The sequence below is a fragment of the Alteromonas sp. OM2203 genome (genome assembly GCF_048517045.1).
Taxonomy (GTDB): domain Bacteria; phylum Pseudomonadota; class Gammaproteobacteria; order Enterobacterales; family Alteromonadaceae; genus Alteromonas; species Alteromonas gracilis.
The window spans coordinates 3,641,936-3,665,693 of sequence record NZ_CP183209.1; the positions used below are offsets into that span (position 1 = coordinate 3,641,936).

At 43.2% G+C, this 23,758-nt stretch carries 17 protein-coding genes; 11 read left to right on the forward strand and 6 right to left on the reverse strand.

Annotation, left to right across the window (positions count from 1 at the left end; genetic code table 11):
- Nucleotides 1–196 precede the first annotated feature (196 nt).
- A complete protein-coding gene (locus ACM0P2_RS16060; protein WP_419226802.1) occupies nucleotides 197–2,320 on the forward strand; it encodes an EAL domain-containing protein in 2,124 nt (707 codons plus the stop codon).
- A 50-nt stretch (nucleotides 2,321–2,370) separates the two neighbouring features.
- On the opposite strand, the gene ACM0P2_RS16065 is transcribed toward ACM0P2_RS16060, so the two are convergent.
- Nucleotides 2,371–2,655 carry a hypothetical protein gene (locus ACM0P2_RS16065; RefSeq protein WP_236547196.1) on the reverse strand — a complete coding sequence of 95 codons (285 nt, stop codon included), beginning with the start codon at nucleotides 2,653–2,655 and terminating at the stop codon, nucleotides 2,371–2,373.
- A gap of 134 nt (nucleotides 2,656–2,789) precedes the next feature.
- Nucleotides 2,790–4,112 carry a hypothetical protein gene (locus ACM0P2_RS16070; RefSeq protein WP_236547195.1) on the reverse strand — a complete coding sequence of 441 codons (1,323 nt, stop codon included), beginning with the start codon at nucleotides 4,110–4,112 and terminating at the stop codon, nucleotides 2,790–2,792.
- Nucleotides 4,113–4,541: 429 nt separating this feature from the next.
- On the opposite strand from ACM0P2_RS16070, the gene ACM0P2_RS16075 reads away from it, so the two are divergent.
- Entirely contained in the window at nucleotides 4,542–5,867 is a 1,326-nt protein-coding gene (locus tag ACM0P2_RS16075) for a mechanosensitive ion channel family protein (protein ID WP_419227711.1), read from the forward strand.
- A 28-nt stretch (nucleotides 5,868–5,895) separates the two neighbouring features.
- Here ACM0P2_RS16075 and ACM0P2_RS16080 read toward each other — a convergent pair whose 3' ends face one another.
- Together ACM0P2_RS16080 and katG are read right to left on the reverse strand one after the other, a co-directional pair.
- Nucleotides 5,896–6,381 carry a hypothetical protein gene (locus ACM0P2_RS16080; protein WP_120962135.1) on the reverse strand — a complete coding sequence of 162 codons (486 nt, stop codon included), beginning with the start codon at nucleotides 6,379–6,381 and terminating at the stop codon, nucleotides 5,896–5,898.
- A 279-nt stretch (nucleotides 6,382–6,660) separates the two neighbouring features.
- The gene (gene katG / locus ACM0P2_RS16085; protein ID WP_419226803.1) at nucleotides 6,661–8,961 is read right to left on the reverse strand and encodes a catalase/peroxidase HPI; all 2,301 of its coding nucleotides are present in this window, start codon (nucleotides 8,959–8,961) and stop codon (nucleotides 6,661–6,663) included.
- Between the two features lie 509 nt (nucleotides 8,962–9,470).
- Here katG and ACM0P2_RS16090 point away from each other — a divergent pair.
- The gene (locus ACM0P2_RS16090; protein ID WP_105932148.1) at nucleotides 9,471–10,067 is read left to right on the forward strand and encodes a porin family protein; all 597 of its coding nucleotides are present in this window, start codon (nucleotides 9,471–9,473) and stop codon (nucleotides 10,065–10,067) included.
- A 95-nt stretch (nucleotides 10,068–10,162) separates the two neighbouring features.
- On the opposite strand, the gene ACM0P2_RS16095 is transcribed toward ACM0P2_RS16090, so the two are convergent.
- Nucleotides 10,163–11,905 (reverse strand): PAS domain S-box protein, encoded by a 1,743-nt coding sequence (locus ACM0P2_RS16095; protein WP_159120022.1) that lies wholly within the window; start codon nucleotides 11,903–11,905, stop codon nucleotides 10,163–10,165.
- A 252-nt stretch (nucleotides 11,906–12,157) separates the two neighbouring features.
- Here ACM0P2_RS16095 and ACM0P2_RS16100 point away from each other — a divergent pair, with 252 nt between their 5' ends.
- Together ACM0P2_RS16100 and ACM0P2_RS16105 are read left to right on the forward strand one after the other, a co-directional pair.
- Nucleotides 12,158–14,374, forward strand: a complete 2,217-nt coding sequence (locus tag ACM0P2_RS16100) for a VTT domain-containing protein (protein ID WP_419226804.1) — start codon at nucleotides 12,158–12,160, stop codon at nucleotides 14,372–14,374.
- Nucleotides 14,362–15,075 carry an endonuclease/exonuclease/phosphatase family protein gene (locus tag ACM0P2_RS16105; RefSeq protein ID WP_419226805.1) on the forward strand — a complete coding sequence of 238 codons (714 nt, stop codon included), beginning with the start codon at nucleotides 14,362–14,364 and terminating at the stop codon, nucleotides 15,073–15,075. Before ACM0P2_RS16100 ends, ACM0P2_RS16105 begins: the two co-directional genes overlap by 13 nt.
- Before the next feature lie 39 nt (nucleotides 15,076–15,114).
- Here ACM0P2_RS16105 and ACM0P2_RS16110 read toward each other — a convergent pair whose 3' ends face one another.
- Nucleotides 15,115–16,095 (reverse strand): LysR family transcriptional regulator, encoded by a 981-nt coding sequence (locus ACM0P2_RS16110; protein ID WP_105932068.1) that lies wholly within the window; start codon nucleotides 16,093–16,095, stop codon nucleotides 15,115–15,117.
- Between the two features lie 418 nt (nucleotides 16,096–16,513).
- Here ACM0P2_RS16110 and ACM0P2_RS16115 point away from each other — a divergent pair, with 418 nt between their 5' ends.
- From ACM0P2_RS16115 to ACM0P2_RS16140, 6 genes are all read left to right on the forward strand, one after another.
- Nucleotides 16,514–19,114, forward strand: a complete 2,601-nt coding sequence (locus ACM0P2_RS16115; protein ID WP_159120019.1) for a TonB-dependent receptor plug domain-containing protein — start codon at nucleotides 16,514–16,516, stop codon at nucleotides 19,112–19,114.
- 118 nt (nucleotides 19,115–19,232) lie between these two features.
- Nucleotides 19,233–20,054 carry a sulfite exporter TauE/SafE family protein gene (locus ACM0P2_RS16120; protein WP_105932146.1) on the forward strand — a complete coding sequence of 274 codons (822 nt, stop codon included), beginning with the start codon at nucleotides 19,233–19,235 and terminating at the stop codon, nucleotides 20,052–20,054.
- A 21-nt stretch (nucleotides 20,055–20,075) separates the two neighbouring features.
- Nucleotides 20,076–21,254 carry a pyridoxal phosphate-dependent aminotransferase gene (locus ACM0P2_RS16125; RefSeq protein WP_419226806.1) on the forward strand — a complete coding sequence of 393 codons (1,179 nt, stop codon included), beginning with the start codon at nucleotides 20,076–20,078 and terminating at the stop codon, nucleotides 21,252–21,254.
- Between the two features lie 234 nt (nucleotides 21,255–21,488).
- Nucleotides 21,489–21,854: a response regulator gene (locus ACM0P2_RS16130; protein ID WP_105932065.1), complete on the forward strand. Its 366-nt coding sequence runs from the start codon at nucleotides 21,489–21,491 to the stop codon at nucleotides 21,852–21,854.
- Nucleotides 21,851–22,435 carry a chemotaxis protein CheX gene (locus ACM0P2_RS16135; RefSeq protein ID WP_120962149.1) on the forward strand — a complete coding sequence of 195 codons (585 nt, stop codon included), beginning with the start codon at nucleotides 21,851–21,853 and terminating at the stop codon, nucleotides 22,433–22,435. The genes ACM0P2_RS16130 and ACM0P2_RS16135 overlap by 4 nt, the downstream gene beginning before the upstream one ends.
- Entirely contained in the window at nucleotides 22,435–23,757 is a 1,323-nt protein-coding gene (locus tag ACM0P2_RS16140; RefSeq protein ID WP_159120017.1) for a sensor histidine kinase, read from the forward strand. Before ACM0P2_RS16135 ends, ACM0P2_RS16140 begins: the two co-directional genes overlap by 1 nt.
- Nucleotide 23,758: the final 1 nt, after the last annotated feature.

Genomic DNA, 23,758 nt, shown 5'->3' on the forward strand with positions numbered 1-23,758 from the left:
TTTAGGGCGTTATTTAAATTCGATATATAAAACCTTACGTATTTAGGTTTGCCTACTACTAATTGCTGATGTAATTCAATTCAAAAAAAGATAAAACGTCTATACTCAAATAGCGTTGAAGCTATCGCAATTTTACTAGGTGTTTCCACTCTCTATGTTCACTCATTTCACTGTTAAAAATAATTAGAGTGTTGCCTTGAAAAGTCTACGTTCACAAATCTCGTTTAATACCGTTACCTCAATCGCAGTGATAAGTTCGCTTATCATTGGTTTATCCATTTATGTTTATGAAAAACTCTATGTTGAGTTTGTTTCAGCAGAAGTGAACGCGATAGGTGAGAATATCGCGGTTGATTTGATAGATTTTATTGACGACCCAGCCGGTAGCTTTTACCAAACCGAAGTATTACTCAGACTCGGTGAATATGACTATGCAGAAACCGCCTACATATTGGATAACGATGGAAACGTGTTAAATATGTATATTGGCCCTGCTGGAATAAATGAAGAGAAAACCCCACTAGGCCCTTCTAAAGAAGAACGGGATGGCAAAGTCTTTAACGGCGTTTTGTCTGAAAACCTTTCTTCTTTTTCACATGTCGACAAATCAATTGCTTCACTTGCACTTGGCCTTCATCAAATCAAAAATAAAGTTGTGGTGGTAAAAACCATCGGTGAGTCAACATTTCCACTTGGTAAGTTCATTTTAGTCTTTAACCTTCAAGACGCATTAAGAGATAGTCGCAAGCGATATATTACGCTTGTAACACCATCAGTCGCCTTTCTTATAGTACTTGCACTTCTAATTTCAGTAAGAGCACAACGAAAGGTATTTCAGCCTCTTAATACGCTAATAAAAACGATGGATAGCGTAGTTGACGACAAAAACTACGACGTAAAAGTAGAGGAAATCGATAGAGAGGAGACCCTTTCTCTGTCTCGCGCCTTTAATAACATGATGTCCAATATTAAAGCGCAATCTGAAGCAAATGCGGAAAAAAATTCGTTATTACAAAAACAGCAATCGCAAATGGAAAAGCTTGCTAATTTTGATGCATTAACTGGTTTGCCCAACAGACAGTTTTTAATGCACCTTCTCACAAGAGAGCTTGCCAAATCTCGCATGAATCATAGCGAACTTGGTTTGCTTTTTGTTGATATTGACGGTTTTAAATCAATTAACGACTCTTTTGGGCACGATATCGGCGATAAATTTTTGATCCATATTAGTGCGGCTATGACGAACATTCTAAGTAAAGACCATACTTTAGGGCGTCTAGGTGGAGATGAATTTATTGTGATAGTACCCAATTTGCCAAGTAAACAGGCACTAGAGGATATTGCCAATAAGCTTGTAAACGCAGTGGATCGCACACATATTTTTAGCTCATTTCGTTTTGATTCTAGCGCGAGTGTGGGGCTTGCTCTTGCAAGTGAATGTGGATACGAGTTGTCCAACCTTGTCACTAATGCCGATGTAGCCATGTATAAAGCAAAAGACGATGGTAAGGCTAGGTATACATGGTTTAGCGAAGCGATGCTTGCTAATACTCAGCGTAAGGTTCTTATATCAACGAGGCTCTCGCAAGCGCTAGAAGGCGACGCCTTTTACCTTAGTTATCAAGCAAAAGTTGATATGGACGAAAACGTAATCGGCTTTGAAGCCTTGCTTCGCTGGCATGATGATGAATTAGGAGAAGTATCGCCAGCGGAATTTATTACCGTAGCAGAACAAACGGAAAAGGTGTCGCTGATCAGCATGTGGGTTATAAAACGTGTTGGTATCGAAGCCCCTCAGTTAATTGAGTCATTCGGTCAACATATTGTCATTTCAATAAACCTTAGCCCGATGGATTTAAATAGCAACAAGCTCACTCAATTTATAATAAGCGAAATGGATACTGACAGGCTACCATCAAAAAACCTTGAATTTGAAATCACTGAAACCGCATACATGAACAATTTCAACGTCGCTAATAGCTTTTTTACCGCTATCAAAAAGCACGGCTGTCGGTTGGCGTTAGATGATTTCGGAACGGGTTATTCTTCGTTAGGCTACTTAACAAAATTTGATATTGATACGTTGAAAATCGACCGCAGCTTTGTAAATGATATTGGAAGTTCACAACAATCAGAATTAATCACTAAGACAATAATTGAAATGGCAAAAAGCTTAAACTTTTCAGTCTGTGCTGAAGGTGTGGAAACCCATGAACAAGCACGTTTTTTAAAGCAGAACGGCTGTCATGCTCTTCAAGGCTTTTTGTACAGTAGGCCCGCTCCACTTAAAAACATCATAGCTAGCAGTTTGACGCGATAAACTGTGTTTAGAGAGTACGAGGCCTAACGAAGGCCTCATATCTGCATTAATTATAGGCTCGCGTAGACCACGGTTAAATGAGAAGGTAGTTCCGTTCCTGCTGGCACATAGCCTACAGCGCCTTCATTTTCATCTAAATATTGCAACATGGCCTGCAGTGAATCCATTTCTTTTGGCGCTGTCATTCGACCACTGAAACGCATTTGCGCCCAATAGGACTGAATTCTTGACTCAGGCAGCGCAATGACTTTTGCGTTGAAAATAGACCGCGCCCTGTGACCGGGCATCATAGATACTGGCGTAAGCACCGACGAACTCGAGGTACTGTTGTTCATAAACAACGTCCTAACCTCGGCTTTTGAAAGCGCTATGTTACTATCAGAAACATTGGCCACTACCCAAATATTATCTTGCCCATACGCAGGAGAAAAACTTAGCAAAGACAACAATATTAGCGTGTACTTCAGCATCAAAATACCCACTCTAACGCTAATTGGTAAAGCATCGCGTTTCTATCAAAAGTCTCGTCTTGGATATCAAAGAAAGACGTTTTGCCTTGCTTTCCATCTAAAAGTGAAACCTCAGCTTTCAGCGCAACGTTTGTCTTCACGTCCCACCTAGCACCAAGTGTCCACGTGTCTAGGTCATCTGTTGGGAAGAAGCTGTTAAGTATATCAACACCAAAACGAAGTTCATCAAGTTCTGGAGAAATGCCTGGGGGAATTGTGTTTTCAATAGTATTCAGCGACTGATTTGAAGAAGCATAAGTTAGATGAAAAAGCACACTGTCGTAGTAATAACCGTAAGAGATATAAAAGCTCTCCAGGTTTGCCAGCACGTCGATATCGGACGATACCTTCATCCATTCGCCGCTCATATACCAATTTAACGTGTCGTAACTTGCCCCAAGCAAAAACGCTCTGGCGCTGTCGTTAATTTCGAACTTTTCTGCAAGTTCCTCAAACCCGGCAGCCCTTAAACCTTGCAAAAAAGGCGCAATTTCGTCGATTGTCGTCTCAACTTTGGGGCCATTAATAGTAGCGGTTCTTAGCTGAAGGCCGCCGTAATTCACTTCAATTACTCCGCCGAAAAGCTGGTCTAGCTCAACCTCAATGTCAATACCACTTGAAACAAGGCTGTCTTCATACCGGCCATAATAAGCCTCAAAATCGACAATAAAATCACCAAGGTTTGCTCTGTAGCGTGCATTTGCACCTTCGTACTGAGAAAACATATAGCTGCTGTAAAGCTGTTGCGGGGCATTTACCCAAGGATAGGCAAAGCCGACATCGATAACGTCAGAATATTTAAGAAATGGCGTACGCAAACGGCCCACGTTAAATTGAATTTCTTCAGTAGGGGTATAAGTAAGATATAACCATTCTACGCCCGACTCACGATCTTCATCGGTGTGAAGCAAAAGCTGGGCGGAAGCAGATAGCGTCGAAGAAAAGTTATAATCCGCTTGAACAGCAATCAGAGATTTTTCAGAAAAGCTAACGTTATCATCGTAGCCTTCATACGTTGCTTTATCTGTATCGACAAAGCCACCAACTACTCTTGCGAAGCCCGAAAGCTCAAGCTTGTCTGTCTCCCCAGCGGCTTGGGAGGAAAAAACCATAGCCGCTGCGGCCATTAAGGCTATCAGTAATTTAAAATTGGTCATTGCATCAACTTTTAGGTTGCGAATTGGTGAAAGCTCAACCTCAACGGGATAACAGTTCACATCTTCTATATGATAGTTTGCGTCCGCAAAATCACCAATACCTACTTTAGTCAGAAAAACCGTCATATTTGCCGGCTTCTTTAAGCGTTTCTTATTGCGCCGTCATTGAACACGATATTTTCGAGCGCGCTTCTGCAATCAGATTTCATTGTTTACCTGCAACCCACTGCGGCTTCAGAACTCAGAGGCTCCACCAGCAAACGTGTTATTTATTGCAAGTTAACTTAAAAGGCCCAGATAAATGATCACAAACCAGATGTGCCGTGTCACAAGTTTTGCATCATCTATTTGCTAAGTCATAGACATGCAGAGGTAGTAGATATAAAGACTAATAGCCTTTTTTGGGGCATAGTTGAGATATCAGAAGCGATGATTTACTGAAACAACGATAAAAAAAGCTTTACCAGATTTGATATAACAGTTAAAAAACGCGCAATTAATCCACGCACTAACCACATCTAAATTGAATGATGAGGTGAACAAGTGAAAAAAAGTATGAATGTTGAAAGCTTAACCCAGCAATTTGAAGAAAAAATGGCGCTAATAAAAACATCAGTTACGTCTGATAGCTTTTTGATACAGCTAGTTACCATCGCCGTCATTTATTGTGTTGCCTTCTTACTCGCCAGACAAGTGAAAAAGCCCTTTAGGTTCACGCGGGAGAAGCCAGAGAAAGGTGCACATACAATGCACGGTTTTTTATACAATCTCGGTGAAGCGCTTTTTCCGCTTATTACGATAAGCATGTTAAAGCTGACCACTGTGCTCGGCGCACAATTTCAGTTCGATGCTTGGTTGTTGGAAATCGCCGTTGTTGTTGCGCTAATGCTGTTTGTTAATTCGCTAATAACAGGTTTTGTCGAAAACAAAATGATCGCAGCTTGCATGCGTTGGGTCGGTTTACCCATTTTGTTCTTACACCTAGTAGGTGTACTTCCGCTTATTACGTCAGCTTTAGAGTCTATGGCTATCTCTGTTGGCAATGTCCAAATTTCAGCTTATGGCGTGACTCGAGTGTTGCTGTTTGGCGGCCTATTGTTTTGGTTGGGTCGCAGCTCAAATGCAATTGGCCAAGATATTATTAGAAACCACAAGTCTCTCGATGTATCAACGAAGGAAGTTTTTGCAAAGCTCTTCGAGGTAGCGCTTTTCTGTGTAGTTTTTTTACTGTTGCTTAATGTTATGGGCATCAATTTAACTGCACTTGCTGTTTTCGGCGGCGCTTTGGGCGTAGGTCTTGGTTTAGGACTTCAGTCTATCGCTTCAAACTTTATCTCAGGTATTATTATCTTACTCGATAAGTCCCTCACCGTAGGTGACTATGTTGAGCTTGAAGATGGCCAAAAAGGCATCGTTAGAGAGTTTAAAATGCGCTATGCCGTGCTAGAAACTTATGATGGCAAAGATGTACTCGTACCTAACGAAAAATTCATCAGCTCTCTACTCATTAATTGGACTCATAAGAATCAAAAGCAGCGCTATCGCATCGATTTTTCTGTTGCCTATAAGACCGACATCCGCGCTATGGTAGAAATTATCAAGGAAGCGGTCTCAGAGCATCCACAAGTAATAAGCGGTGACGATATTCCTTTTGAAGAATTGCCTGACTGCGAGATTGATAGCTTTGGCGATTCAGGGGTAAACATGTTTGTAGAGTTTTGGATGGAAGGAATAGACGACGGAAAAAATCGTGTCGGCGGAGATCTTTTACTCACTGTTTTTGAAACGTTACGCGAACATGATATTGAAATTCCATTCCCTCAGCGCGAAGTTCGCGTGATCAACGAACAAGGCATTGGAATTAGAAACACAACCCCCTAAGCAGCCTTACTTCACCTTCGCGCTTGGGCTAAAACCGTGCGCGAAGGGTATCCCATTGCCACTCTTGCGTTTCAAGCCCAAGTGTACGGGTAAACTTTTCGTAATCGCTTTGCCCCATCGCAGTTGCGACTGTTTTAAGCTGAGATTTAGCCTTTATTGCTTTCACCTGAAGCAGCTCAAGTCGCTTATCTGCACTAGCGTCGAAGTTATCCAAAAGAATTGCATTGGCTTTACTGGTCGCCTCCCAAGCGGTCAATACGTACCCTATGAGCTTAATATAAACTGCCACCATCCGTTTTCGCTCGAAAATATTCTCAAAAATTGAGCCTGTCATTGCGTTATGAAAACTTGATTCTGTCTCATTAGGCACTAACGCATTCAGATCTTTCAGTTCTTTCAATACTTCGTTTAAAAGACGAATGTGAGCCGCTGTATTGAGTGCCTCAAAAGAGAGCGAAGTAATATCGTCACTTAGCATTTCTAAATTAACTAAAGAACGTTGGATGCTTGCCATTTCGGTGGTGTTCGTAGAAGCGAAAATAACATTTAGTGTATCGAAATCGAGCCAAGTTTGCGAAGCAAACTATCGGATTCAAAGCGAGATAACACATACTTAATCTACAAATCATTAGTTTATCCTGCTACTAGTCGATTTCATTCCCCCCTTTGGATAACTCCAGCCCGCATAGATAAGTACTTATAAAATATCAACTTTTAACAAAAAAGGGCGCCGAAGCGCCCTTATTATTTGTGGTATTTTTTTGTGGTACTTTAACGAATCGCGAGTTCTCGCTTATTTTTCCAACTTTGCATTTAAGTCGTGACGTAAGTCAAAACGGTCCAGCGTCATAACCTTTGTCCACGCATCGACAAAGTCTTCAACAAAACGAGTTTTTGCATTGTCGTAAGCGTACACTTCAGCGACAGCGCGTAACTCACTGTTTGAACCAAATACCAAGTCTACTGGCGTTCCTGTATACATTACTTCGCCAGTTTTTCTGTTAAACCCTTCGTAAACAGATGGATCGTCAGTTTTTCTCCATTTAACGCCCATATCAAGCAGCGTCACGAAGAAATCATTGTTGAGCGTGCCCACATTGTCGGTAAATACACCGTGTGTAGAGCCGCCTACATTTGCGCCCAATGAACGTAGACCACCTAATAGCACGGTCATTTCAGGCACTGTCAGATTTAGCTGATCAGCTTTATCTACCAGCATATCTGTTGGCGAGCGGTAGCTTGCTTCGGCGTTATAATAATTTCTAAATGCATCAGCCGTCGGCTCAAGAAGCGCAAAAGAGTTAACGTCTGTTTGCTCTTGTGTCGCATCTGTACGCCCTGGAACGACCGGAACCGTGATATCAAAACCAGCATCTTTAGCCGCTTTTTCGATAGCCGCAGCGCCACCAATGACTATCAAGTCAGCTAGCGATACCTTTTTCTTAGAGAACATACGAGAGTTGTACTCTTCCTGTAGTTCCTTAAGTTTCGCTACTACTGCTTTAACTGTTTCAGGCTCGTTTGCTTCCCAACTCATTTGAGGCTCTAACGCTATTCGTGCGCCATTTGCACCACCACGCAAGTCAGAAGCTCGGAAACTAGAAGCCGCAGCCCATGCAGTTTTTACTAACTGCTGAACGGTTAGACCGCTCTCCACAATATCCGCTTTTAACTTCTTAACGTCTTTATCAGAAATGGTTTTATAGTCTGCCTTTGGTACCGGATCTTGCCAGATGAAGTTTTCTTCTGGGATATCGTTACCTAGATAGCGAGACTTAGGTCCCATGTCACGGTGTGTAAGCTTAAACCACGCTTTTGCGAACGCTGTTTGATACTCTTTTGGATCAGCCAAAAAGCGTTCAGCAATTTTGCGATATTCAGGATCGTATTTAAGCGCAAGGTCAGCCGTCGTCATGACCGGTGGGTTTTTCTTACCTTCAACGTGTGCATCTGGTACTGACGTATGAAGTGACTCATCGGTAGGGATCCACTGAATAGCACCAGCTGGACTGCGGGTTTGCTTCCACTCAAAACCTAGCAAGTTCTGCAGGTACAAGCTTGTCCATTTAGTAGGTAGTTGTGTCCAAGCCCCTTCAAGACCACTGGTTACTGTGTCTTCTGCATTACCTTTACCGCAATTATTTTTCCATCCTAAACCCTGCTCTTCAAGACCAGCACCACCTGGCTCTGCTTCTAAGCAATCCGCAGGTTTGTGTGCGCCATGCATTTTACCAAAAGTGTGACCACCAGCAATTAGCGCTACCGTCTCTTCATCGTTCATTGCCATACGGCCAAAGGCTGTACGAATATTTTTTGCTGAGCCCATCGGATCAGGCACACCTTTTGGTCCCTCTGGGTTTACATAAATAAGGCCCATATGCGTAGCGCCAAGTGGGCGTTGAAGCTTGCCATCGCGCTCTTCACGGTCGCTCGCTAGCATTTCAACCTCTGGACCCCAATACACCATATCAGGCTCCCAGTCGTCGGTACGACCGCCCGCGAAGCCATAGGTATCAAAGCCCATGTTTTCCATACCTACGGTGCCTGCAAGAATCATTAAGTCGCCCCATGAAAGGCTCTCACCGTACTTTTGCTTAATCGGCCACAACAGACGTCGCGCTTTATCTAGGTTTCCGTTATCTGGCCAACTATTAAGTGGATCAAAACGCATTTGACCACCATCACCGCCTCCACGGCCGTCCAGCGTGCGGTACGTCCCTGCACTGTGCCAAGAGAGACGAATAAAGAAAGGACCATAGTTACCGAAATCTGCTGGCCACCAATCTTGCGATGTCGTTAGCAATTCATTGATATCACTTTTAACTTGGTCAAGGTCAAGCTTGGAAAATGCCTTAGCATAACTAAAGTCGTTACCCAAAGGATTAGAACGGTTGTCATGATCTCTAAGTGGCGCTAAATCTAGTTGATCTGGCCACCAAAATTGATTGGTTTTAGCTTGGAAAGCTTTTGCCATGCCTGTGCCTTTTGCACCGGCAGGCTTGCTGATTTGATCATTAGCAACTGCACATGTCGCGCTAAGTGAAAGTGCAACTAATGCTGACAGTGTGGTTCTTTTAAACCTATTGATAGTCATGGTTTTTCCCGTCTCGATTAAATTTTGCTATTGGTATCGATGCGTAGAACGCCGATTACCATTAACATCTTATTTACTTGTTTGCCTGATAGAAGATAGACAGTGTTGCCAACTTTTTACAGTCGATAAAATGGATTTACACGATTAGAAAAACCAATCAAATGAATTATCTATAAAATTCAATACCTTAAAGCGCCCTCACTTTTAACTACTGCACCTCTTGCAAATAACTAAATGGAATATTTAAAAGATTACTCATGGTTTGAGAATCTATTTCACGAGAGTAGGAAAATTTTGCTCGCTCTATTTTGTGTGACGCCTCTTAAAATAGGTAAGTGTTTAATAAACGTACTAAAAAAGAGTCATCTTTGAAAAAATTTCTTTGCTTTGAACAACAGTTTGAAATTTCTACCATGGCACAACTGTTGAAGGGATGTTGTAGGAATCAATCACACATTAACTTCAATAAGAAGTCGATGGAATGTTATAAAAGTAATGAGGACGAACTTATGAAAAACACACTTAAAACACTTACTGGCCTAGCTGCGGTTGCATCAATTAGTGCAATGGCTTCGTTTGGCGCAAACGCTCAATCTAATCAAATTGAAGCGAAAGACAGCGGTTTTTACGTAGGTGGTAATTACGGCTACCTTCGCGTTGAAGGTGAAGATGACTTTGATGATGACAAAGACGTATGGCAAGGCCTAGTGGGTTACAAATTCAATGAGTGGGTAGCGATTGAAGGTGGCTACATTGACTTTGGCGATTATGGTAATGATATTGCTGGCGCTGAAACTGATGGCTATACCGCGGCAATTAAAGGTATTTTACCGTTAACCGAACGCTTCTCACTTTATGCTAAGGCGGGTCAGCTTTGGTCTGAAACTGAATATAATTTTGCAGGTATATCGCGAGATAACGACGATGAGAGCCTTTTCGTTGGCGCAGGTCTAAGCTATGCGATTACAAGTAACTTCCTAATTAATGCTGAATATACTGTATATGATACAGAATTGGACGCAGACGAAGCATTTGACGATATCGACGATACCGATTTTGAAACCGATCTAAAACAAGCCAGCATTGGTGTTGAGTATCGCTTCTAATTGCTAGCTGAAGCTACATTAAAACATAGTCAGATTTGAATAGAAGGCCTTCGCCTGGTGGCGAAGGCCTTTTCTAAGCTAGTACATCTAAGCAACTAACCGTCAATGCGCTGAATAAGTTGTGCCAACTCCTCAATTTTTGAAACCGTTGCCTTAACAAGGTTGTCAATTTCATTTGAAGATGACTGAGAATTACCTGCTAGCGTCCTTACTTCATCAGCTACGACTGCGAAGCCCCTTCCCATTTCACCGGCTCTTGCGGCCTCAATTGCCGCGTTTAACGCTAACAGATTCGTTTGTTCTGAAATGGAGTTAATTGTGCCGACAATATTGCTAATTGTTTGACTGGTAACAAGAAGATCCTTCATCGAATCCTGAGTATCGTTAACTGCTTGTTTTCGAGTCGTGATATTGATCGCAAATAAGACAAACCGGGTGATTTGCCCATTAAAGTTTTTAAGCGCACTAATTCGTGCGTCAAATGCCAAATAGTTTCCGTCTTTCTCAAGTTCTATAATCTTAGAAACAAAGCCGGAGGCCTCTAACGCCGATTTGTCCTCAGGCGATAGCTTGCCCATCACTTCACTAGCAAACTCTTTAGTACCAATTACGCCGTTTAAATTGTCGCGAAGTAGCTTGTTCGCTTCTATAACTTCACCATTTGGTTCCATTTCAAGGAGAACCAGTGCACTCCCAATTGCCTTGAGTTTATTGGTAAAGTCTAGCGCCATTTGTTTTACGCGAGTAATATCTGCTTGGACTGCGATAAAATTGACCAGTGTGCCATCTTTAAAAACAGGGTTAATGGAAAGTGACGTCCAATAAGGCGTCCCCTCTTTTCTATAGTTGAGTATCTCATCGTAAAAAGCTTCTCTATTTTTTAATTTCTGGCGAATAACGCTTACTGTTCGCTGGTCTGTTTCTTCACCTTGTAGGAAAGACCCTGGTTTTTTACCTTTTACTTCTTCGAGTTGCCAACCAGTCAGTCGATAAAATCCATTGTTCACATATTCAATAAGCCCATCTGCATCAGAAATAATAACCGCATTGTCGGTCTCGTTAGCGACAAGAGACAGCATGCGCTGTAGCTCTCGTTGCTCCACTTCTTGAGTAACATCCCTTATAAACGCCGTATAAAGTGTTCTGTCTGCCAGCCGTACTTTCGATAGCGAAAGCCTTCCCCACAAGCTTTTACCGTCTTTTCGCTCGACTTTTACTTCGCGACTTGTCCCTACAATTTTATCCTGACCTGTTTCTCGGTTGGCATTAACATAATTGTCGTGATTTGATTGTATTTCTTGAGGTACCAACATCTTAACGTTGCACCCGATCACTTCCTCTCTCCGGTACCCCCAAAGCTTTTCCGCAGAAGCATTAAACAGGGTCACATTGTTGTTTTCATCAATGCAAACTACCGCATCTAACGCCTGTTCAAGCGTTTGCTCAACAATCTCCCGAGCCTCTCTTTCCTCAGTAACGTCGCGAACAAACGCGGTGTAATGTTTTTTACCACTGACAATAACCTGAGACAGCGCAAGCTGAACCCAAATTCGCTCTCCGCTCTTGGTTTCTAGCTCTACTTCTCGGGCGCTTCCAACTATTTTGTTTACGTTGGTCGCTCTATGAGTATTTACATAGCTGTCGTGGTTAGCTTGATGCTCTTGAGGGACGAGCATTCTGATATTTTTACCAAGCACCTCACTTGGCGCATACCCCCATAAGCGCTGGGCAGCATTGTTATAAAACGTGATATTGTTTTTTTCATCTATCGTCACAACCGCGAGGATAGACTGGGAAAGTGCCTGTTCTGCCGCATTTTCGCGCGAAAAAAAATTCATTGCTTTGCCTTTAGTTCACACAACTGCAAAGTATATAGATGAGTTCTTATGTTTTTTCCACTTATAGAGACTAAAACGAATAAAACGTGAAAATATTACACAAACCCCACCCTCATTTTTTGCGTAAGCAGATAGGAGAAAAATCTTAATATTAAATATCAGTAACTTACGAAGTTCAGTGAGAAGTTTATATCAGGTACGAATTCTGCAATTTCATTCACTAATTAAAAAGTGAAAAACAGGTATAGAAACATGCAATCAGGTAAGAGTGTATTTCAACCAGGCCAAAACTGTTGGGTAAAAAGTAAAGCCCGCTTCTCGACGCCACTCATTGATTGCGGTAATTACTACAAAGCGTTACATAGCTCCATTGTAAAAGCCAAGCACAGTATATTTATTGTGGGATGGGACATTGACAGTCGAATTCGGTTGCTCAGAGGCGATGATGAAGCCAACAGTGAAGCCCCAAGCGTAATAAGCGACCTTTTGAAATGGAAAGCTGAGCAAAACCCTGAAATTAATATTTACCTACTGCGATGGGATTCCTCACTTGCCTTCTTCGCCCAGCGCGAGATGTGGGCAAAAGAGGTGTGGGAAGAAAAAACACCGGAAAACGTACAAACAGAGTTAGACGACACGATCCCGATGGGAGGTAGTCAGCACCAAAAGATTGTTGTTGTCGACGATGAGCTAGTATTTTCCGGTGGAATGGACGTTTCCACCAATCGCTGGGACACTCGTGACCACCCGGTAGTGTCAGAGGAACGTAACGGGCCTGACGGAGAGTACGGTCCACTACACGATGTTCAAATGGTATCAAGCGGCCCAGTCGTAGCTGACTTCGCAAAACTGGTAAGATGGAGATGGCAGCGCGTTGCAGAAAATACGCCTATCAACATTAGGGAAGATGCACTTATTGATGAAGACGCGCCTATGCCTGAAACGTGGCCCGACGATTATCCGCCGCTCTTTGAAAACGTTGAGTGTGCGCTAGCGAGAACTATTCCCTTCATGGATGAGGTGGAGCCTGCCCAAGAAGTTCGGCATATGCTGCTTGACCTGATAGGTGAAGCTGAATCTGTCATTTACATAGAAAATCAATTCACAACCAGGCAAGAAATTGCTGAAGCGTTAAATCGACAGCTGAAATTAAAGCCTAACCTTTCGGTGATTATAGTAAGTTCTTATGAGCCTAAAGGTAAGTTTGAATGTGAAGCTTTCTGGGCGAGCCGAATTGAATTTAAAGCAATTTTAGAAAAGGGAATCGATCCTAAGCGCGTGAAGCTTACCTACTCTTCTATCGAAGATATGCAGGGGCGTCGCGCTTACAAACGCATTCATTCAAAGGTTATGACGATCGATAATAAATACCTTGTTATCGGCTCTTCAAACATCAGTAACCGCTCAATGACGTTAGATACTGAAATTGACACAGTACTGTTTGGCAACAACAAGGAAAATCAAGCCTGTATAGAGCAAGTAAGAAACGACTTGCTCGCTGAGCACACGGGCAGAAACATTGAAGCAATGCCGGCAATATTTAATGAAGACTTGCCTGTTGAAGCATTATTGCATGGCCAAATAGCCCATGGATATGTTCTTACAGAAGTACGCGATGAGATTTTTACTGAGCTTTCTGGAACAAATATGTTCCGCGCGCTATCAGATCCTGAAGAGCCACTAATTTCCGTCCCTACTTTCGACGGCGCGGCTTTGCCTGCTCGCAACCCAAAACGTCGGAGCATTATGATCTTAATGGGTTTGGTGATCGTTGCTGTTTTAGGCGGTTTAATGTTTTGGGCAAGCCAATCAATTCCATGGTTAAGTTCAGACAGTATTAATGCTTTCTTGGAGAAAAGTAGAGGCACCTACTTTGCGCTACCAACCGTTCTTTTGGTGTATGTTGTGGGCGGTATTTTATTTTTTCCCGTCACGGTTTTATCCCTTGCAGTAGCCGCAATTTTTGGCCCTATTTGGGGGCCTATCTACGGTATGATGGGCGCGCTCATGAGTTCAGCCATCATGTTTGGTATAGGCAAACTTTCGGGAAATGCTGGGCTTAAAAAGCTAGGCGGCCCCAAAGTAGCGGCGGTCGATGAAAAGCTTAAACGCAGTGGCATCGTAGGTGTGGCCGCTATCCGTATGCTGCCTATCGCACCTTTCAGTTTAGTCAACCTTGTGGCCGGAATTTCATCGATAGGTATTTTTCAATTCTTGGTCGGTACGTTTTTGGGCATGTTTCCTCCTATGATTGCGAAAGGTCTCGTGGGAGATTCTATTGCTCAGATATGGCAAAACCCCTCTCCTAAGACCATCAGCTATTTAGTGGGCGGCATCGTACTGTGGGGTCTTATGATTTGGGGTTCACAAAAATTCGCCCGTTATTATCAAGCTCGTAGAGAATCTGGTACTGACGAAGTAAATGATGATAGCCGTAGTAAAAGTGAGGCAGATAAATGTGCCGCATAGTGACTTACAACATTCATAGCGGCGTTGGCAGAGATAAAAAGCATGATTACAAGCGCATAGGGCAATTTCTAGCAAATAGTGGGGCGGATGTTGTGCTGCTACAAGAAATGGATACCCGCCCGCCACATCGAGACACAGCGCAAGATGTGAAGGATATATGTGCTGAAAACACGTTCAAACTCATTCCCTCACCGGCAATAAGAGAAGCTGACGGTTGGTATGGCAATGCCATACTTACCCGTTTTGATGTTATTTCTCACGATACTGTCGATGTGAGTCAAAGGGGAAGACAACCTAGAAATGTTCAGATTATTGAGCTACAAACTGAGAAAACGCCGCTGACTGTCGTCAATACCCATAAGGGGCTCAAAAAACTGGAGCGTCGCTCACAGTTTTCACAGCTTCATGAGCATTTATCGTCGAGGTTAAAGCAACATAAAACGCCTCTCTTTTTGGCAGGAGACTTTAATGAGTGGCAGTTCTTTTCAAGAGCATTTCATGCTTTAAACGGTCTTCTCAATCAACAAAAAATAGGGGCTACTTTTCCCAGTCACTTCCCCGTATTTTCTCTCGACCGTGTATGGGTTTCTGATGATATTAGGGTAAAAGCCTGTCGAAAATTAAAAAACGCAAAGACCCGTGTATTTTCCGATCACTTGCCAGTACTTGTTGATATAGAGCTTCCTGAATGCGCGGATTAATGCAGCGTTCGAGGAGAACCTAGCAACTAAAGGTTCTCCTCAAGCTGACTGTGAAATAAACGATGACGTTGCAAATTCCAAGGTTCCACTCCAATGGTTTAACGCATTTTCTATTGCAACGACTTTCCTGATGATGTCTACAACCCGTAAAAGATCTTTCCCTGATTTTGCTCTCTTATTTGTAGCCGCGAGCACAGTACGGTGCATTTCTGGTTGGACAATTTTGAGTGTGGACACAAGCCCTGACTCTTTTAAGTGAAAGATAGCTGAAGTAGGCAAAATCATTACACCTTCCCCTTGCATGACTTGCCTAAGTCCCGTCATTAATTGTCCTGAGTAGGCTAAATCGTGTTTAAGGCTAACGCCGGTCGCCTTTTCATAATCAGTTATAAGTTGCCCTAGTGCATCTTTGTTGCCGGGAGATAAGAGCGGTAGTTCACTGATTTCCCAGAATTTAATCATCGATTTTTCCCTCAAGTGAGCGTATTCAGAATGTGCATCTGATGCTGTAAACACAAGATGTAGCTCTTCTTGGATTAAGGGGGTAACGCTCATGAACTTCAGGTCGATGGCCTGCTGATAAGTAAGCGCAACGTCGATTTGTTTTGACGATAGCCAATCGTTAATTGTGTAAGACGGGCCTGTACTAATTTCAACCTTAAGATCTTTATGATGTTTCGTTATTTCGGTCAACAGCGGTAGTGAAAGCACATTACCAATAGACGGAAGCATGCCTATTTTAATTTTTTTACCTTGCCCCACGGTAAAACCTTCCATTACTGCTTTCACATTTTCAATTTCGCTTAATATCTTCTCTGCATGTGAATAAAAAACCTCACCGGCAGGCGTTAAATTAACCCCAGCAAAGCTCCTTTCAAGTAACGTTGTTTTTACCTCCCGTTCTAAGCTCGCGAGTTGTTGACTTATCGCCGGTTGAGCGATATCGAGAGCTCTTGCGGCACCAGCAATACTTCCCTTTTGCACTGTAGTTATAAAATAACGCAGCTGTTTAGAATGCACTGACTTCCCCTAAAAAACTAACCTACGGATGACCGATGAAATATCGATGTAAATCAACAGATACAACGTATAAAAGGCAAGCTATATGCCATTCCATTAGGTTATATGCAGCAAAATTGTAAATTTATGAGGGAAAATAGAACCCAACAAAAAATCATATAACGTAATACTTAAGTATTAAGCCACGCATAATGGGGGTTGCGTCCATGCTCAATACTTTTCTTATACCCTTGAATATTCTTCTTTCTTCCACCAGTGCTGAAGAGTTCTTAGCCTAGTACCTGTACACGAGTTACAGAATAAAAATAACAAGATGCAACCTGCATCAATGTAGTGCTCGTGCGTGCCTAAAAAGAGTGCAGATTAAGACAATCCACATTCATAAATTAAGTAGCAATAAGCACGATTGGGAACGCTGATGAAACAGAAGAAACTCCACACCGCAGTTCGTTACGCACTTACTGGAATAACTTTTTTTACTACGTCTATGCTTGTTCAAGCACAAGACGCGGCAGAAGAAACAACTGAAGCAAAAGATTTAGAGCGCATTGCCGTTGTAGGGGCGCGAGGAGCGCCTCGCTCAGTAACAAGTTCGCCAGTGCCTGTTGATGTTTTAACCGCTGAAGATGTAGAGGCGGTTGCGTTTACTGACATGAATAATGTTTTAATGACATTGGTCCCCTCTTACTCAGTGGGCCGCCAACCAATTTCCGATGGCGGTACATTTATTCGGCCTGCGACACTTCGCGGCATGCCTACTGATAAAACGTTGGTATTAGTAAATTCTAAGCGCCGCCACAGAGCAGCACTCGTTTCAATTGGAGGCTCAGGCACTCAAGGGCCAGATATCGCTACCATTCCAACCGCAGCGATTAAAACAGTAGAAGTTCTTCGTGACGGCGCAGCTGCACAATACGGCTCAGACGCCATCGCAGGCGTTATCAATTTTCAGTTAAAAGACAACACGGAAGGCGGGTCTTTTACCATTGACTACGGAACCTATTATGAAGGTGACGGGGATCAGGTTACCGTTACAGGTAACAAGGGCTTCGCTTTAGGCGACGACGGCTTTTTCAGTATCTCAGCCGAATACTCAGACAGTGAAGCAACATTTAGGGGCGAACAATATTGTGAACCTTGGTTCTGTGTTGATGAGCAATCTGATCAATATATTGCTGATGCCACTGCCATGGCAAATAGCGTCCATGATTCAGACGTAGTGCAGCCTTGGGGGCAACCCAATACCAGCGGTAAACGCATATTTTTCAATTCTGGCTATACCTTATCGGCAGAAGCAGAGCTATACGCTTTTGGTAACTACTCTGAAAGTGAAGGGGATGGTTCTTTCTATTATCGTTATCCGGGTAACGGCACTATTGAAGACATTCGCTTGGAAGACGGCTCTATTTGGAATCCGACCGAATTTTTCCCTGGCGGCTTCACCCCTCGATTTTTTGGTGACGTTACCGACTACTCTTTCGTAGGCGGGATAAAAGGTATGTCTGGCGACCTTACCTACGATATCAGCGGCCGCTACGGCAATAACGAAATCTCTTACACGTTAGCAAATACTATTAACCCTTCTCTGGGTAACGAATCACCCACGTCATTTCAACCAGGCGATCTCACTAACGAAGAAGCCCAAATTCAAGCAGACTTCACTTACGACATGAGTGAGTACATACTAGCTTTTGGAGCAAGTTATCTAGATGAGTCTTATGAAATTTCTGAAGGAGAAGTAAGCTCATATTTTGCCGGACCTTACGCCACGTCCGACCCCTATGGTTTTTGCGACGGGACATCAGCCACCAGCGAAGGTTTAGCCGTTATCGCAAACGGTTCATCATTAAACTGTGCAGACCCTGATGACGCGGTTTATACCGTGGTTGGCGTTGGCTCTAACGGTTTCCCAGGTTATTCACCTGACTATTCAGGCTCATACGAACGTGATTCGTATGCGCTTTATACCGACATTTCAGGCGACATTACTGATGAGTTGTTCGCACAAGCCGCATTGCGCTATGAAGACTATTCAGATTTTGGCTCTGAACTCGTATACAAAGTTGCGGCATTTTACCAGCTAAATGATGACGTAGGCTTTAGGTCTTCATTTGGTACAGGCTTTAGAGCGCCAACACCAGGTCAGCAAGGTACGACGAACGTATCCACTCGCTTGCCTAATGGTTTCCCAGTTGCGACTGGTTTGTTCCCAGCTGGTGGTGAGGTAGCACAGGCTTTAGGTGCAGAAGAGCTCTCGCCGGAGAAGTCTACTAACTTCACTCTTGGTATGACGGCTAACTACGGCGATTTAACGCTCACTGTAGATTATTACAATATCAAGTTAGAGGACCGCCTCTACTCCGTATCTACACGTGATGTATCCACAACGGTCGTTACCGACCCAGATGCAGGCGGTTACGATGCTTACCAAAACTACTTGGCGCTTGCTGGAGCAAATGTATCTGGCGCAGAGTCTATCGGTGGCGTTTTCTTCTTCCAAAACGCATTCGATACAGTAACCGAAGGTTTAGACGTTGTTGCTACATACAAGATGGAATCTAAATACGGCGCAACCATTTTAACTGGCTCAATAAACTACAACAAAACCGAGTTTGATTCGGACCCTAGTGAGTATCTCGACCCTGAAGATCAATTCGACTTTGAGAATGGTACGCCTGAAATGCGCGGGGTGTTCTCTGTCACTCACAGTTATGACGTATGGTCTGCAGTTGCTCGCCTAAGCTACTTCGGCGAGTACGAAAACGCAGGAAGTGATAACGGTGTTAGTGTCAATGCTGAAAGCATTCAAACTTTTGGTGACGAATTTATGTTTGATATTGAAGGCTCTTATCTTGTCAATGAGAACTTCACGTTATCGGTAGGTATCAGAAACCTGTTCGACAACTATCCAGATTTGAGTACAAATGGCGACGCTTGTTGTGGCGAACTATACGACTCAGGCTCAATAGTTGACTGGCAAGGAGGGTACTACTACACCCGCCTAGCTGCCCGCTTTTAATGGGGTACAAAAAACACCGGCTCACGCCGGTGTTTGCGTTTTATATAACCGTATATAAGTAAATCCTAAAGAAAGGTTCTTCAATGTTTATAGCAGTATTGTGTGGAGTAGAATGCAAATGGAACTAGAACTACTGTGGTTTGTAGTTACCTTGTGTATAACCGGTGCCATAGCTGGTATCACCGCAGGCCTTTTTGGCAATGGTGGAGGGTTTGTTGTTGTTCCAGCCCTGCTCGCCGTCTTTCCTTTTTTTACTCCTCCGTCAGAAGCGCTCGTAAAAGTTGCTATAGGAACATCATTAGCCTCCATTGTGGTTTCCAGCGCTCGCTCTGTCATGGCTCATCGAGCCAAAGGCGCCGTAGATTTCGATATTCTGCGGTCTTGGAGTATCTGGCTCGTTCTAGGAGTTGGCGGTGGCCTGCTTATCGCTAACAACACAAGCGCCAACGGGCTTACCGTGGTTTTCGCGGCAGGTGTTTTACTCTATTCGGTGTATTTTTTATTTCCCGAATTTGTCGTAAGACCTGGCCTGGTTTTCGACATGCCAAAAGGTATTGGTAAAGCAGTGTTGGCATTTGTTCTCGGTGGATTCTCAGCACTTCTTGGTATAGGCGGCGGCACGCCAACGGTTATCACAATGGTAATGTGTCAGCGCACTATCCAACAGGCTGTGGCAACCGCAGCTGGCGTAGGCTTTTTAATAGGGCTTCCTGGTGCTATCGGATTTTTGTTTATGAAACACCCTGATACTGCCTCTCTACCCGTTGGCACTATTGGCTACATCAATATACCTGCGCTTATCGCAATTAGTATAGGCGCCATATTCACTGCACCTATTGGAGCAAAAATGGCACATAACTTCAGTGAAAAGAAACTAAAACGCCTTTTCGGTATTTATCTCGTCATTGTATCAAGCGCCATGTTCTATAAAGCCATATAACACGTATAAAAGGAGAGAATCATGAGCCATAGTCGTTCAAGACGCTTATTTATCGGAGGTTCGGTAGCTGCGTCAGCACTCGGAGTAAGCGGATTTAGTACATTTACTGCTGCACAAACAGCAGGAGCCATTACCAGCCCCATTCCCGCTGTGACATATGGCCCCTCACCGGATGTAGCAAAACTCAATGCTAATGAAAACCCATTTGGCCCAAGCGCTAAAGCATTGGAAGCAATTACTAAGGCCTCCGCTGAAGGTGGCGCATATTATGCCTACCCAGCCGCAATGACACTTTTAGATATGATTGCAGAACGCCACGGTATTTCACGTAAGAACCTTTCTTTAAGCGCAGGCTCTAGCCCTATTCTCTCTTATACTGCGCTCGCAGCCAGTAAAAAAGGAAAAATTCTTGGGCCAGATCTCTTTTGGGATACCACATCAAAAGCCCCGGAAAAACAAGGCGCGCCCGAAATAGTAAGAATTCCTAATACAGCAGAACTCGACATTGACCTTGACGCCATGTACGCAGCAATTGATGATTCCACTGGCATGGTTCATATCTGTAACCCAAATAACCCAACAGGTAAAATACTCGACCCAGACAAGTTACGAGACTTTTGCATTAAGGCCTCTAAAAAAACACTTGTATTGGTTGATGAAGCTTACAATGAACTGATTGATGAACCACCAAAACACACGATGATCCCCCTTGTTAAAGCAGGACACAACGTGGTTGTTGCTCGTACTTTTTCTAAAATTTATGGCTTAGCTGGCATGCGAGTTGGCTACCTTATAGCATCAGAGGAAAATACGGATTGGATTAACCGCTATGGTATGGGTGGCTATACCTTGAATCAAGCTGGCCTTGCTGCCGCCATTGCAAGCTACAATGATGAGGCTTTTCTGACGTTCTCGAAAGAGAAAATATACGAGGGTAAAGCAATGGTTATAGATGCTGTCAAAGCAAACGGTTTGACAGCTCTGCCGTCGAGTACTAACTTTGTCTTTGTTAATTTGGGTGACGGCAACGCTGAATATTTCCGTCAAGCCATGGCCGAAGAGGACGTGCTGATACGAGGAATTTATCGTACCTACACTAATTGGTCTCGCGTAAGCATGGGAAGAATTGCAGATGTAAAACGTTACGTTGATTCGATGCCTAAGGCGCTAGAAAAGATGTACGCTTTACAAAATAGCTAGCTCAGAACGGTGTGTACTGAACACTCGTACACGCCTACTCATCATCAGCTAACATCCTCTCATTTCAACTAAAAGTCTAATACGCATAAAAGTCACTTCTGCCATATACTTTATAAAAATCGTTATTGCGATAACACTCGAGCAATTTTTTTAACGAGTTTATTGCGGTAATGCTAAAACTGCTCATACTTTATTAAAAGATATTCCTCTAAATGCCGCTCTAGGAGGCTGTAAATGTCACTTTCTGTATTAGTTGCTGATGATTCAAAGTTATCGAGGCGCAGTGTTATTCGAGCACTCCCCCAGGACCTTGAATACGATATTACCGAAGCAACGAACGGCCAAGAAGCTATTAATGAGCTATCAGAGAGGAGTTTTGCACTTGTTCTATTAGACCTTACCATGCCGGAAGTGGATGGGGTGGGCGTGTTGGAATTCTTGCATGAGAGGCCCGATGCACCAAACGTTATTGTAATAAGTGCTGATTTTCAGCCGGAAAAGCAGAAAATTGTAATGTCTCTAGGAGCTAAGCGTTTTCTTCGCAAGCCGCTAGATAAAGAAGAGTTAGCAATGGCATTATTTGAGCTGGGGTATCTATGAGTATCGTACTACCGCTAGATGAAGAGCAAAGAGATGCGCTTCAGGAATTGTTAAATATTTCTATGGGGCAAGCCGCCAATTCTCTCGCACAGTTGATAGAAACCAAAATTGATATTTCTATTCCAAAGATTTCAGCAGTTACCCCTACTCAGCTCTATAGCCTTTTATTTGAAACAGAAGATTCCTTCTATACTCGACAGTCTTTTTTAGGAGATGTACATGGCGAAGTAATGTCTGTGCTCTCTAGGGCTGGCTTGACGGAAGTGGCTACGTTGATGGACTACGACGACCCGTTGAGTAAAGAAGACATTCAAGAGATTATTCTAGAACTTTGTAATATTTTGGCAGGCGCCTGTCTGGCAGGCCTCTCCGATCAGCTGGAACTGACGACTAACCTAAACATGCCAACCTTGTTTCAGCCAGATAAAAGCAATTTCGATGACCTTAAATGGCAGCACAGCCTAGTTATGGAAGTGCAATTTGTCATTGCAATTTCATCGTTCAGCATGCGCGTAGTTTTCTGTTTAGACGACGAGTCTCTTGCGCGAATGAAAGCTACATTGGATGAGTTGCTCGCATAATGTTTGAACAGCTGGTAGGTAAATTACCGGTCGGGATAGGTATTGTTGACGAGAGCTTCAATGTTGTTTATTTGAATGATTTTTTTTTAGACAGACTGCCCCATGAATTGCGCAAAAATTATAAAGAGACGCCGGTTACTGACTTATTCCACGGCCAAGGCAAGTTTTTAAAACGCAGACTTAAGTCGGTCTTTGTATTGCAGCATCCAAGTTTTAGCTATTGGGAACAGCGTCCTCACATATTTCCATTTAAAAGTTCTCGCCCAATAACGGGTGAAGAAACTCAAATGTATCAAAATATGGAAATTCTGCCCGTCAAAGATAAAGCGACGGGCCAGAGATACGCATGTATTTTTCTTCAAGATGTGACAGCACAAGCAAGTTATTTCAGAGCACAACAAAAACTATCAGAAGCTCTAAAAAAAGAACATGAAGCGCAAAGAAAGCTGATCAGAAAACTCGACACCGCACAAAGTCAGCTTATTCAAGCAGAGAAAATGGCGTCTACTGGCCAGCTTGCTGCGGGTATCGCTCACGAAATCAATAACCCTATCGGATTTGTGAATGCCAACCTCAACACACTTGGGCAATACGCCTCTCATCTCATTTCTATATGCGATGGTGTCTACTCACATATTGAAAACTTCAACGACGAGCTAAATGAGCAAATAGAAGCGCTCTATCAATCGAACCACTACGAGCTATTGAAAGAGGATATTACCGAATTAATCGAAGAATCTACGGACGGGCTAACGCGAGTTAAAGACATAGTAGAGAACCTAAAGAACTTTTCATTAGAAAATTCAGAAGGTGTTCAAACCGTTGATATTTGTACCGTATGTAATCAGCTTATTACTCTAATTTCGGCTCAATACAGCACACCTCAATATAAATTCGACTGTGAGTTAGAAAAAGTTGAAGTTATGGGTAACCCCGGCCCGTTAAAGCAAGCGTTAATGAATGTGATGATCAATGCCGCGCAGGCCATAGACACCAAAGGCGTTATAAAACTCAGCGTTCAAGAGTCAGGCGATCGCGTTATCATTAAAATACTTGATTCAGGGTGTGGTATTCCAGCCCAACATTTGAAGCGTGTTTTCGAACCTTTTTTCACCACAAAGCCCGAGGGACAAGGGCAAGGCTTGGGCTTATCTGTCGCTTATACAGCGATAGAACAACATCAAGGTAAAATATCAATAAGCAGCAAGGAAGCAAAAGGGACGGTGGTCGAAATCTCTATTCCTAAACAACCTTCTCACTCGAAGGTCAATAGCTCAGAAAGCGTCACTGAGCCATCTGACATTGTGCAGGAAGAAGTATGAA